This is a genomic window from Microbacterium testaceum StLB037, from assembly GCF_900104345.1.
Classification (GTDB): Bacteria; Actinomycetota; Actinomycetes; order Actinomycetales; family Microbacteriaceae; genus Microbacterium; species Microbacterium testaceum_A.
Map to the genome: position 1 here is coordinate 456,423 of NZ_FNJN01000002.1, position 12,658 is coordinate 469,080.

Here is a 12,658-nt window from a genome sequence, read left to right on the forward strand (position 1 = left end):
GTCGGCGGGTGCGCGCCAGAGAAGCCTGAGCCGCCGGTGGAGGCGCGTTCCGCGTCGTGCGAAACTCCTGACTCTCGTGTAGTCAACGGGCCCCGACGCGCACGGTTCCGCGGAAGCCCGCCCGTTGCGGCACGGTTTTTCAGGAGTTTCGCACGGAGTACGGGAGAGAACTGATGCTGTACGCCCAGACCACCGCTCAGCAGAAGCGTCGCGCGCTGCGCGAGAAGCTGGCATCCGGAGAACTCGTCCGGATGCCGGGAGCCTTCAACCCGCTGTCGGCTCGACTCATCGAGCGCAAGGGCTTCGAGGGCGTCTACATCTCGGGCGCTGTCATCTCGGCCGACCTGGGCCTGCCCGACATCGGACTGACCACGCTCACCGAGGTCGCCGGTCGCGGACAGCAGATCGCCCGCATGACGGAGCTGCCCGCGATCATCGACGCCGACACCGGGTTCGGCGAGCCGATGAACGTCGCACGCACGATCCAGACGCTCGAAGACGCGGGGCTCGCGGGCACCCACATCGAAGACCAGGTCAACCCGAAGCGCTGCGGTCACCTCGACGGCAAAAGCGTGGTCGACGCCGACACGGCGATCAAGCGCATCCGCGCGGCGGTCGACGCCCGGCGCGACCCCGACTTCCTCATCATGGCCCGCACCGACGTGCGCGCCGTCGAGGGGCTCGATGCCGCGATCGACCGCGCGAAGGCCCTGGTCGACGCCGGCGCCGACGCGATCTTCCCCGAGGCGATGCGCGACCTCGGCGAGTTCGAGGCGATGCGCTCGGCGCTCGAGGTGCCGATCCTCGCGAACATGACCGAGTTCGGAAAGAGCGAGCTGTTCTCGACGCAGCAGCTGCGCGACGCCGGCGTGAACCTCGTCATCTGGCCGGTCTCGCTGCTGCGCCTCGCGATGGGCGAAGCGGGTCGGGGCCTCGACGCCCTGGCATCCGAGGGTCATCTGCGAGAGCAGCTCGGACAGATGCAGCACCGCGCCGACCTCTACGACCTCATCGACTACGAGGGCTACACCCGCTTCGACGCCGACGTGTTCGACTTCACCGTCGAACGCTGAGGCCCCGCAGGGCCAGTGAGGTGACCATGTCCCGAAATGCGCAAACCATGTCCCAAAAGTGGTCGTCTGGGCAGGGCTCAGACAACCGAAATCGGGACATGAGCCCCCGTACGAACACTGCACACGACTCAAGGGAGAGACGATGACCGACATCAAGAAGGGCCTCGCCGGGGTCACGGTCGACGAGACCGCCGTCAGCAAGGTGAACCCCGAAACGAACAGCCTGCTGTACCGGGGCTACCCCGTGCAGGAGCTCGCGGCCACGCAGTCGTTCGAGGCGGTGGCGTTTCTACTGTGGAACGGAGAGCTTCCGGATGCCGCGCAGCTCGCCGACCTGCGAAAGACCGAGCGAGCGCACCGGGCGTTGACCGACGACGTCCGCGCCGCGATCGACCTGCTGCCCACGAGCGCCCACCCGATGGACGAGGTGCGCACCGCCGTCAGCGTCATCGGTGCTCGCGAGACGGCCGGGATCTCGAACGTGATGGATGCCGTGGGCACCCCCGAAGAGAACCTCGAGCGCAGCATCCGCCTGTGGGCGCAGCTGCCGGCCGTGGTCGCGTACGGCCAGCGCCGCCGCCGCGGCGAAGAGCTCATCGAACCGCGGGACGACCTCGACTACGCGGCGAACTTCCTGTGGATGACGTTCGGCGAGGAGGCGGACGAGGTCGTCGTCGACGCGTTCAACCGCTCGATGACCCTCTACGCCGAGCACTCCTTCAACGCCTCGACCTTCACCGCCCGCGTCATCGCCTCGACGCTCAGCGACCTGTACTCGGCGGTGGTCGGTGCGATCGGAGCGTTGAAGGGCCCGCTGCACGGCGGGGCCAACGAGGCCGTGTTGCACGTGTTCACCGAGATCGGCTCGGCCGAGAACGTCGGACCCTGGCTCGACACCGCCCTCGCCGAGAAGCGCAAGATCATGGGCTTCGGCCACCGCGTCTACAAGCGCGGCGACTCGCGCGTTCCCACGATGAAGGCCGCGCTCGACACCCTGGTGGAGCACTACGACCGCCCCGACGTCGCCGCCCTCTACGACGCCCTCGAGTCGCAGTTCGTCGAGCGCAAGGGCATCTACCCGAACCTCGACTACCCCTCGGGGCCCGCGTACGACCTGATGGGCTTCGACACCCTGACCTTCACCCCGCTGTTCGTCGCGGCGCGCGTGACGGGCTGGACCGCGCACATCCGCGAGCAGCAGGCCTCGAACGCGCTGATCCGGCCGCTGTCGGAGTACGTCGGTGCCGACGAACGGCACATCGAGGGCTACGTTCCGGATGCCGATGACCTCGAGGCCCAGGCACGCCCCGAGGAAGCAGCGGGCTGATGTCGGCGCCGAAGATCGTCCTCGTCTCGGGAGCGCGCACGCCCATCGGGTCGTTCGGCGGCGCCCTGTCGGGCGTCGACGCGTACGAGCTCGGTGCGGTCGCGGTCTCGGAGGCCCTGCGTCGCGCTGGCGTCGCGAAAGACGACGTCGACGAGGTCGTCATGGGTTGCATCGCCCAGAACGGCCCCGACGCCTACAACGCGCGTCGCGTCGCGCTCGCCGCGGGACTGCCCACGCGCGTGCCCGCTTTCACGGTGAACCGCCTCTGCGGCTCGGGCCTGCAAGCCATCTGGTCGGCGGCTCAAGAACTGCGGTGGGGCGGCATCGACGTCGCCGTGGCCGGGGGCGACGAGAGCATGTCGCGCACGCCCTTCCTCGAGTACGGCGCGCGGGGCAACTCCCGCCTCGGCGACCGGACGCTGCTCGACGGCACGCTCGCGATCCTCACCGACCCGTTCAGCGGCCGGCACATGGGGACGACGGCCGAGGTCGTGGCATCCCGATTCTCCGTCTCTCGAGAAGAGCAGGACGCTTTCGCCGTCGAGAGTCAGCGGAGAGCTGCGACGGATGCCGCGCGCGCGGCCTTCTCGGAAGAGATCGTGCCCGTGACCACCGGTGGCCGGAAGCCGATCGAGGTCTCGGTCGACGAGCACCCGCGGCCGGGGACGACCATGGAAGCCTTGGCGGGGCTTCGGCCCGCGTTCGAGAAGGACGGCTCGGTCACGGCGGGCAACTCCTCGGGCATCAACGACGGGGCTGCGGCGACCGTGCTGATGCGCGAGGACGACGTGCGCGAGCGCGGGCTGACGGGCCTCGCGACCCTCGAGGCCGTGACCACCGCGGGCGTCGACCCCGAGATCATGGGCTACGCCCCGATCATCGCCCTGCAGCGGCTGTGGGAGCAGACGGGGCTCACCCCCGCCGACGTCGACGTGATCGAACTGAACGAGGCCTTCGCAGCTCAAGCGGTCGCGGTGATCCGCGACGGCGGCCTCGACCCCGAGAAGGTGAACCCGTACGGCGGGGCGATCGCGCTCGGCCACCCGGTCGGCGCGACGGGCGCGATCCTCACCGTGCGCGCGGCCCTCGACCTGCAGCGCCGCGACCTCGAGTACGCGGTCGTGACGATGTGCATCGGCGGCGGTCAGGCCCTCGCGGCGCTGTTGCGGCGGTACCGACCCGGGGCGGGCGCTCGCGCGCTCGCGCGAGGGGTCAGAAAGTGTCGCCTGGCCGCGCTCCAGGCGACAGGAAACGACCCCTCACGCGGGGTGCGGGTTCGGTCCGACCCCTCACGCGGGAGGCGTGAGGGACAGGAACACGTCGACCTCGTCTTCGGAGTCGAGAGAGAAGCCGGCACGCTCGTAGAGGCGGCGGGCGGGGCTGCCCTGCAGCACGTTCAGGCGCGTCGGGCCGTCGTGCGGTTCGGCCAGCACCTGTGCCAGCACGGCGCCGCCGACGCCGCGACCCTGCAGCGCGGATGCCAGGTAGAAGTGCTCGATCCAGCGGCTCGCTCCGTCGGGCCGGACCGTGATGGAGCCGGCATCCGCCCTGTCGACGACGATGATGCGCGTCCGCTCCGGGTGGAAGCCGTCGCGCAGGCGCTGGCGCACGCGATGTTCGTCGAAGCGGCCGAGGCGTTCGAGGTCGGCGCGCAGCACCTCGGCGCGCAGCTCGACGAGCCACTCGATGTCACCGGCGACGGCCGGGCGCAGGCGAAACTCCACCCCTGAAGCCTAGAACCGCGTGAGTCGCCAGATTCTGTCGCCGGCGGGCCGGTTGAAGCGACACATTCTGGCGACTCACGCGCGGCGCGGCCCCGGGATACTGGTCGTATGAGCGTGTTCCTTCTGGGCGGCGGGCGCGATGTCGCGCGCTGCGGCGAGCTTCTGCGTCCTTTCGTCGCCGAGGCGCGACAGCGAGCCGCGGATCGCGCGCCCGAGATCGCGCTGCTGCTCGTGCTCGAAGCCGACGACGATTCGTCGGTCGCGCGCTTCACGGCGATGCTCGAGAGCGCGGGCGCGGCAGCGGCGGAGATCCGCGTCGAGTCGATCGTCGAGGGTGAGGTCTTCGCGGCCGCGGCGCTCGAGGCCGATGCTCTGATCGTGGGCGGCGGCCTGACTCCGGCGTACCTGGACGCATTCGAAAAGATCCGGGATGCCGTGACCGACCGCGTCCGCGAGGGAGTCCCGTACGCGGGGTTCTCGGCCGGATCGGCGATCGCCGCCGGGCCCGCGCTCGTCGGCGGATACCGCGTGCGCGGAGTCGAGGTCGGCTCGGAGGACGCGGCCGAAGAGCTCGAGGAGGTCGAGGTGCGCCCGGGCCTGGGGCTTCTGGACTTCGCCGTCGACGTGCACGCCGCCCAGTGGGGGACCGTGTCGCGCCTCGTGGCCGCGATCGACGCGGGGCTCGTCGCCGAGGGCGTGGCGATCGACGAGCACACGGCCCTGGTGATGTCGGCGCAGGCGGCCCCGGCCGTCCGGGGCAGTGGGCAGGTCTGGCGCGTCGAGTCCGCGGCATCCGGAGTGCACGTCCAGGTGCTCCGCACAGACGTCTCACCCGCGTGAGGGGTCGATAAGCGTCGCCTCCCGCGCGTCCGGGCGACACTATCTGACCCCTCACGCGAAGGGGAACGGCCCCCACCCCATCGGGTGAGGGCCGTTCCGCTGTCCAGCGTCAGACCGCGCGACGTCGGCGCAGTGCGAAGGCGAGACCGCCCGCGACCACGAGCATGCCGCCCGCGAGGGCGATGCCCCAGGGGCCCTGTGCCCCGGTCGCGGCGAGAGTGCCCGCGCGGGCGACCTGGATCGTGAGCGCGGGGAGCACGGTGCCGTCGGCGCGCGCGATGACGACCGTGTGCGCGCCGGGCTCGAGAGCCGCGGGTACGCCCACCCGGAAGGTCACCGTGCCCGAGGCATCGGCGGCCGGGATGCCGGTGATGACGATCGGCGTGCTGTTCAGCGTGGCCGTCAGCTGCTCGCCCGCGTTCAGCCCCGAGACGGTGACCGTGAACGATCCGCCCTGCTCGACGCGGGTCGCGCTCGCACTCACCGTGACCGAGGTCGACGGCGACGACGTCGGGGTGCCGCCGGGCTGACCCGTGGGGCTCGTCGTCGGGGTCGGGGTCGGGGTCGGCGTCGGCGTGGCAGTTCCCTCGTCGACGGGCTTCGTGCCGGTCAGGTAGGCCCGACCCAGCGGCGACGGGGCGATGCTCTTCTTCGCGGTGAAGAAGTCGACGGTGGCCTGCAGGTCGATCTGACCGGAGTCGGCCTTGCTCGTGCCCTGTGCGAAGGCGGTGAAGTTGTCGCCGCCGGCCGCCAGGAACGAGTTGGTCACGACGCGGTAGGACGCCTTTTCGTCGATCGCCTTTCCGTTCAGCTGGACCGACGTGATGTGTGAGCCGGCGGCGGCGTTCGGGTCGTATTCGAAGGTGAAGCCCTTCGAGACGCCGAGCGCGAGAACCGGTCGCGCGGCACCCGAGGGCTGCCACTGCTGCTCGAGCACCTGCTTCAGCTGGGCCCCCGTGAGCGAGAGCGTCACGAGGGTGTTGCCGAAGGGCTGCACGTTCGCCGCCTCGCGGTACGAGACCGAACCGTTGTCGGAACCGTAAAGCAGGTCGGCGCGCAGGCCGCCGGGGTTCATGAACGCGATCTGTGCGTCCTGTCCGTTGAATGAGGGGTTCTCGCTCGTGGCCCAGAGGTAGACGTCGGCCACGGTGTTGCCGAGGGTGGAGTACGCGCCGCGGTCTTCACCTCCGGAGCCGTTCTTCGCGCGGGTGATGTCGGCGGTGATGGTGCCGACCTCGACCTTGCCCTTCGTCTCGGCGGTGGCCTTGGCCTCGGCCACGATCTTCGCCGTCGCCGCCTGCGGATAGGCGATGTACTGCGTCACCGCGGGGTCGAGCAGCGCGCGCACACCGGGCGTGATCGAGGCGAGCGTGCCGTCGGCATTCAGATCGATGTCGAGCGTGCCGAGGTTCGTGCCGTACGAGCCGGTCTGGATGACCGAGCGACCGCCGATGGTGCACGAGTACTTCTGGTGCGTGTGCGCCGAGACGATCGCGTTCACATCGGCCGAGGCGCCGCGGACGACGGCGCCGAAGTCGGTCGTCTCGGTGGCGATCGTGGTGCAGTCCGTGCTCTCGGAGCCGTCGTGAACCAGGACGATGACGATGTCGGCACCCGCCGCGCGGGCGTTCTTCGCCTCGCGGTTGATGGCCTCGGTCTCGTCACCGAACTCGATCGTGGTGATCTTCGACGGGTCGACCATGCCCGCGGTCTGGGGCGTCACGGTGCCGACGAACGCGACCTTCGTGTTGCCGACCTGCTTGATCGTGTACGGCTTCAGAGCGGGGGTCTTCGTGCCCTTGTTGTAGACGCTGGCCCCGAGGGCGAAGTCGCTGAAGGCATCTGCGTTCGGATCGGCCTCGTACTTCTGGATGACTCGTCCGGTGAGGTCGGCGAAGCCGCGGTCGAACTCGTGGTTGCCCACCGCGCTGACATCGAGCGTCGCGGCCCGGAGGGCTTCGATCGTCGGGGTGTCCTGGTCGATGAACGACTCGAAGGCGCTCGCGCCGATGTTGTCACCCGCCGACACGAACAGCGTGTTCGGGTTCTGCTGGCGGTACTTCTCGACCGCCCCCGCGAGCACGCCTGCGCCCGCGACGCCCCCGGTCTCCTGGAGCAGGCGCCCGTGGAAGTCATTGATCGTGAGGATCTGCAGGTCGGGCGTCTTCGGCTGCGTCGGGCGGACCTCGAACACGGTGGTGGTGCCCGAGACCTCGTTGCCGGTGACCAGCAGCGGCACGCCGGTCGGCGAACGCAGGGCCGACACGAAGGCGATGCCCTCGGGGCCGAGGTCTCCGGCGGCGGCCGTCTTGACGTCGGCTGCGGCGTTGCGGTTGTTGACGTAGGTGACGTACGTCGCCGTGGTCGGGTCGGTGATGTCGTAGACCATCACGCCGCCCGCGCGCTCGAGGCCGATGAAGGCGTAGGTGCGACCGTCGACCACGCCGATCGTGACGTTCTCGGGCTCGGGGCCCTTGTCGTCGCTGCGGTCGTCGACGGTGTTGTTGTCGTTCGAGACGTTGAACAGCTGCGGGGCGACCTCTTTGAGCTTCTGCTCGAACTGGTCGCCCGAGTCGAAGACGAGCGCACCCTTGGTGTCCCAGATCGAGAACGAGCGGCCGCCGTAGGCGTAGAGCTCGCTGTAGCAGCCGTCGGCGGTCTTGCCGAGGTCGGTCACGACCTTCAGCCGACCGAGGTCGGTGTCGGCCGAGCGGCCGGCCAGCGGTGAGGTGGCGCAGACCGCGCCGAGGCCGTTCTTGCCGAGGTCCTTGATGCGGGCCTCGTCGGTGAACGTGCCCCACTCGCGGCCGTCGCCCTCGTTCGCGGTGACGAGGTACGTCGCCGCCTTGCCGTTGGTGGTCGCCGAGTACGACGCGATCCCGTCCGGCATGTACAGGCCCTTCAGGCCCGCGACGGTGCGGATGTTCGCGCCGTCCTTGTCGCTCGGGTCGAGTCCGACGGTGCCCCAGTCCTTGTAGCCGAGGGGCAGGATGCCGGTCACCTCGGCCTTCGTGAGATCCACCGTCGCGACGGCGTTGTTCTCCTGCAGGGTGACGTAGGCCACGGTGCCGTCGGTCGTGATGTACTCCGGCTCGAGGTTGCGCGAGACGCGGTTGGTCGACAGGGGCTCGGCACCCTGGTTCGGGGCGGCGACGTCGGGGCCGAACACGCGAACCTTGGAGTCGAGCGTCTTGCTCCCGCCGGGCTCGAAGGCGCGGAAGCCCGCCGTCTTGACGGCGCTCTGCGCGGGGGCAGAGAGCGCGGACGACAGCGCGATGACGCTGACCGAGCCCTCGGGGTCGACCGAGAAGTTCGCCGCCGGCTCGCCCTCGTTGGCGACGACGGCGTAGGAGCCGTCCTTCGAGAAGGTCACCATGTCGGGAAGAGCGCCGACGGTGACCTCGCCGAGCTTCGCGCTCGCGGCATCCGTCTTGTTGGCGTCGAAGAAGACGAGGTGACCGGGGTCGGTCTTCGTGGTCGCCTCGAAGGCGATGACGCCGAGGCCGTCGTCGCGGACCGCGACCGAGTTGGCGACACCGTTCGAGGAGATGTCGAACAGCTTGACCGGCTTCTTGGGGTCGCTGTTGTCGAGCACCGTCACGGTACCGGCTTGCGCGTTGACGACGAAGAGGCGGTCGCGGTAGGCCTGGACGATCTCGGCCGCGGATTCCTTGTAGACGCCGGTGTCGTAGGAGCCGACCGGAGTGACCGACAGGGCGGCACCGGCGGCGCTGTTCGAGACGGGCTGGGGGACGATCGCGGCGGAGGCCGCGGTGGCGCTCGACAGGGCGAGCGCGCACACCGCCGCGGTCGTCGCGGTGAACGCGGCGGCGCGGCGGAGGAAGGTCGAAGGCATGGCTGTGTCCTCGGGTTCGGGTGGGGGAACGACCCGCGCGGGCGGCGCGATCTTGTGGATTTTGCCTGCAGTTCGTGACGACCCGGTGAACGGGGAGGGAACGCGCCGACGTGGGTCCCCGATGCCTCCGGGCGGTCTTACCCTCGTCGCATGAGTGAGAACGTCTCGGCGGCCGCCCCCGGCGCGCACCCCGATGAGCCCCACCGCCAGGGACTCTCCCAACGACTCAACTGGCTGCGCGCCGGCGTGCTCGGCGCCAACGACGGCATCGTCTCGACCGCCGCGGTCGTTGTCGGTGTCGCGGGCGCCACGAGCGACACCGGTCCGGTGCTCGTCGCGGGTCTCGCCGCCCTCGTCGGTGGCGCCATCTCGATGGCGCTCGGTGAGTACGTCTCCGTGTCGAGCCAGCGCGACAGCGAGCACGCCCTCATTCAGAAAGAGAAGCGCGAGCTCGCCGAAGATCCCGAGGCCGAGCTCGCCGAGCTCGTGGGCATGTACGAGGCGCAGGGTCTGTCTCGCGACACCGCGACGCGCGTGGCGAACGAGCTCACGGCAGCCGACGCCCTCAAGGCCCACCTCTCGGTCGAGTTGAACATCGACGCCGAAGACGTCGTGAGCCCGTGGGCCGCGGCCTTCGCGTCGGCGGTCGCCTTCACCATCGGCGCCCTCTTGCCGCTCGCGACGATCCTGCTCGCGCCGGTCGAGATCCGCGTTCCGCTCACCTTCGTCGCCGTGCTCATCGCGCTCGCGATCACGGGCTACGTCGCCGCCGTGCTCGGTGGGGCGCGGCGCGGGCGGGCGGTGCTGCGCACGGTGATCGGCGGGGCGCTCGCGCTCGCCGCGACCTACGCGGTCGGTGCGTTGTTCGGGGTCTCCGCCTCGTAGTCGGTACCTCTATCAATTAGTAGGACGTCCAGCTAATCTGAGGGGAGCGACGACGCCGTCGCCTTCCGAAGGAGAGCCGCATGGACACCACCCCTGCTCCCGCGCTCGACGCCCCGTCGACCGGCACCCTGAGTTCCGACGAGCGCGACGCCATCCTCGACGCCGTGCGCGACTTCGCCGCGACCGAGTTCGCCCCGCACACCCTCGAATGGGATGCCGAGAAGCACTTCCCCCGCGACGTGCTGCGCCGCGCGGGGGAACTGGGTCTCGGCGGCGTCTACGTCAACGACGACGTGGGCGGCGCCGGGCTGTCGCGTGCCGACGCGGTGGCGATCTTCGAGGAGCTCGCCTACGGCGACCCGACGGTCACGGCCTACATCACGATCCACAACATGGTGGCGTGGATGATCGACACGTACGGCACCGCCGAGCAGCGCGAGCGGTGGCTGCCGTCGCTGGTGGCCATGGAAGACCTCGGCGCCTACTGCCTCACCGAACCGGGTGCCGGGTCGGATGCCGCGGCCATCGCCACCTCGGCCATCCGGCACGGCGAGACCTACGTGCTGACGGGGGTCAAGCAGTTCATCTCGGGCGCCGGCGAGGCGTCGGTCTACGTCGTCATGGCGCGGACCGGGGAGCCCGGAGCACGCGGGATCAGCGCCTTCATCGTTCCCGCCGACGCCAAGGGGCTGTCGTTCGGACCGAACGAGAAGAAGATGGGGTGGAACGCTCAGCCCACCCGCCCCGTGATCCTCGACGAGGTGCGCGTTTCCGCCGAGAATCTGCTCGGCGGTGAGGGGCGCGGCTTCTCGATCGCGATGAACGCCCTCAACGGCGGCCGCCTCAACATCGCCACGTGCTCGATCGGCGGGGCGCGCTGGGCGCTCGACCGTGCGATCTCCTACGTGCACGAGCGCTTCACGTTCGGCGAAGCCCTCGCCGAGAAGCAATCGGTCGTGTTCGCGGTGGCCGACATGGCGACCGAGCTCGAAGCCGCGCGACTGCTCGTGCGCGATGCGGCGACCGCGCTCGATGCGAAGGCTCCGGATGCCGCGACCCGGTGCGCCATGGCGAAGAGGTTCGCGACCGACGTCGGCTTCCGCGTCGCCAACGAATCGCTGCAGCTGCACGGCGGCTACGGCTACCTGCAGGACTACGGCATCGAGAAGGTCGTGCGCGATCTGCGCGTGCACCAGATCCTCGAGGGGACCAACGAGATCATGCGGCTCATCGTCGGCCGCAGCGTCCTCGCCGCGTGAGGTGCGCCGTGTTCGGTTCGGGGCGGATTCCGTCACTCGGGGCGTGAATTCCCTGCCCCGAACGGCAGGATCCGCCCCGAACCCGGCCGACGCCACCGCGGACAGCGCCGACGCCGACGCGCCGCGGCAAGACCCTCGATCGATGTCGGTGGGGCGTGCGAGCATTCGAGGGCGGGCGAAACCGCTGCGACCATCACTCGAGACGACGGGAGTCACCATGACCGAGCCGGATGCCGGATACGAGACGATCCGCGTCGAGCAGCGGGGGCGCGTGGGGTGGATCTTCCTCGACCGGCCCGAGGCGCTGAACGCCCTCAACACGCAGTCGATGCGCGACGTGGTCGCCGCCGCCGAAGCCTTCGACGCCGATGACGGTGTCGGGGCGATCGTGGTGACCGGCAGCGAGAAGGCCTTCGCCGCGGGCGCCGACATCAAAGAGATGGAGCAGAAGTCGGGTCTCGACATGATGCTCACCGACCACTTCGGCGCGTGGTCACGGTTCGCCGCCGTGCGCACTCCGGTGATCGCCGCGGTGTCGGGGTATGCCCTCGGCGGCGGATGCGAGCTCGCCCTCATGTGCGACGTAATCCTGGCCTCGGATCGGGCGAGGTTCGGCCAGCCCGAGGTGCAGTTGGGCGTGATCCCGGGCATGGGCGGCACGCAACGACTCGTGCGCGCCCTGGGGTACTACAAGGCCGCCGAGCTCGTGCTGACCGGCCGCATGATCGACGCCGCCGAGGCCGAACGGGCGGGTCTCGTCTCGCGCATCGTGCCGTCCGCCGACCTGCTCGATGAGGCCGAGAAGGTCGCGCAGACGATCGCCGAGAAGCCGCTGCCCGCGCTGTACGCGGCGAAGGCGGCGCTCGACGTCGCCCTGGAGTCGACCCTCGCCGAGGGCGTGCGGTTCGAGCGCCAGGCCTTCGCGGCCCTGTTCGACACCGCCGATCAGAAAGAGGGGATGGCGGCGTTCCGCGAGAAGCGCGCGCCGTCGTTCACGCACCGATGAGCGGGCGCGGGTGGCGGGAGCGAGTCACGGGTGAGAACGCCCGCGGCGGTGCGCTGTCGTCCGCCCGCCCGCGCGCATCGCGGAGCGCGGCGCCAGGGATCGCGCCGGCTCAGAGCGGATCGGGCACGGGAGCCGGGTCGGCGAAGTCGCCCGCACCCTTGCGGAAGCGCGCGATGATCCGCACGAGCGCCGTCGCGTCGTCGTCGTCGAGGCCGAGGTCGGCGAACACGATGTTGAGCGCGTCCGTGGCCTCATCGACTCGCTTCCGCCCCTCGTCGGTCAGCGCGAGCAGCGCCGCGCGGCCGTCGGTCGGATGCGGCTCGCGCGTCACGTACCCGTCGCGAGCGAGCCGCTCGACCGTGTTCGTGACGCTCGTCGGATGCACCTGCAGGCGCGCGATGGCGCTGGCCATCGGCATCCGCCCCTCTCGCGTGAAGGCGAGCAGCCGCAGCATCTCGAAGCGCGAGAACGACAGGTCGAAGGGCTTGAGCGCGCGGTCGATCGCCGCCATCAACAGCTGGTGCGCGCGGATCACCGAGGTCACCACGGTCATGCCGTCGGCGGCGTCGTGCCAGCCGTGCGCGAGCCACTGGCGCTTCGCCTCGGCGATCGGGTCGACAGGCAGTCGTCGCGTCATCGGTCCTCCTCGCGATTCACGGTACCGCTCGCGCGGCTCGGGTACGCGGCA

9 protein-coding genes and 1 pseudogene are annotated in these 12,658 nt (G+C 70.2%); 7 read left to right on the plus strand and 3 right to left on the minus strand.

All coding sequences use genetic code 11. The features are described from left to right. Positions 1 to 173: 173 nt before the first annotated feature. From prpB to BLS25_RS05500, 3 genes and pseudogenes are all read left to right on the plus strand, one after another. Positions 174 to 1,073: a methylisocitrate lyase gene (gene prpB / locus BLS25_RS05490; RefSeq protein ID WP_056224515.1), complete on the plus strand. Its 900-nt coding sequence runs from the start codon at positions 174 to 176 to the stop codon at positions 1,071 to 1,073. A gap of 142 nt (positions 1,074 to 1,215) precedes the next feature. Then, complete coding sequence (locus BLS25_RS05495) at positions 1,216 to 2,400, plus strand: bifunctional 2-methylcitrate synthase/citrate synthase (protein ID WP_074694708.1); 1,185 nt, start codon at positions 1,216 to 1,218, stop codon at positions 2,398 to 2,400. Next, positions 2,400 to 3,575, plus strand: a pseudogene (locus BLS25_RS05500) (thiolase family protein); the annotation flags it as partial. The gene BLS25_RS05495 and the pseudogene BLS25_RS05500, both read left to right, overlap by 1 nt. Positions 3,576 to 3,689: 114 nt before the next feature. Here the strand turns inward: BLS25_RS05500 and BLS25_RS05505 are convergent. Further along, a complete protein-coding gene (locus tag BLS25_RS05505) occupies positions 3,690 to 4,124 on the minus strand; it encodes a GNAT family N-acetyltransferase (RefSeq protein ID WP_074694823.1) in 435 nt (144 codons plus the stop codon). 108 nt (positions 4,125 to 4,232) lie between these two features. Between BLS25_RS05505 and BLS25_RS05510 the strand changes: the two genes are divergently transcribed. Then, positions 4,233 to 4,964 (plus strand): Type 1 glutamine amidotransferase-like domain-containing protein, encoded by a 732-nt coding sequence (locus tag BLS25_RS05510; RefSeq protein WP_056224509.1) that lies wholly within the window; start codon positions 4,233 to 4,235, stop codon positions 4,962 to 4,964. A 109-nt stretch (positions 4,965 to 5,073) separates the two neighbouring features. Here BLS25_RS05510 and BLS25_RS05515 read toward each other — a convergent pair whose 3' ends face one another. Further along, the gene (locus BLS25_RS05515; RefSeq protein WP_074694709.1) at positions 5,074 to 8,820 is read right to left on the minus strand and encodes a choice-of-anchor I family protein; all 3,747 of its coding nucleotides are present in this window, start codon (positions 8,818 to 8,820) and stop codon (positions 5,074 to 5,076) included. Between the two features lie 150 nt (positions 8,821 to 8,970). Here BLS25_RS05515 and BLS25_RS05520 point away from each other — a divergent pair, with 150 nt between their 5' ends. The 3 genes from BLS25_RS05520 to BLS25_RS05530 all read left to right on the plus strand — a co-directional run bounded on the left by BLS25_RS05520 (position 8,971) and on the right by BLS25_RS05530 (position 11,970). After that, positions 8,971 to 9,705 carry a VIT1/CCC1 transporter family protein gene (locus tag BLS25_RS05520; RefSeq protein WP_074694710.1) on the plus strand — a complete coding sequence of 245 codons (735 nt, stop codon included), beginning with the start codon at positions 8,971 to 8,973 and terminating at the stop codon, positions 9,703 to 9,705. Between the two features lie 80 nt (positions 9,706 to 9,785). Continuing rightward, on the plus strand, positions 9,786 to 10,964 hold the full coding sequence (locus tag BLS25_RS05525) for an acyl-CoA dehydrogenase family protein (RefSeq protein WP_056224505.1): 1,179 nt from the start codon (positions 9,786 to 9,788) through the stop codon (positions 10,962 to 10,964). Between the two features lie 217 nt (positions 10,965 to 11,181). After that, complete coding sequence (locus BLS25_RS05530; protein WP_056224502.1) at positions 11,182 to 11,970, plus strand: enoyl-CoA hydratase-related protein; 789 nt, start codon at positions 11,182 to 11,184, stop codon at positions 11,968 to 11,970. Between the two features lie 109 nt (positions 11,971 to 12,079). Here the strand turns inward: BLS25_RS05530 and BLS25_RS05535 are convergent, their stop codons facing one another. Then, entirely contained in the window at positions 12,080 to 12,607 is a 528-nt protein-coding gene (locus BLS25_RS05535; RefSeq protein ID WP_056224499.1) for a MarR family winged helix-turn-helix transcriptional regulator, read from the minus strand. Between the last annotated feature and the right edge of the window lie 51 nt (positions 12,608 to 12,658).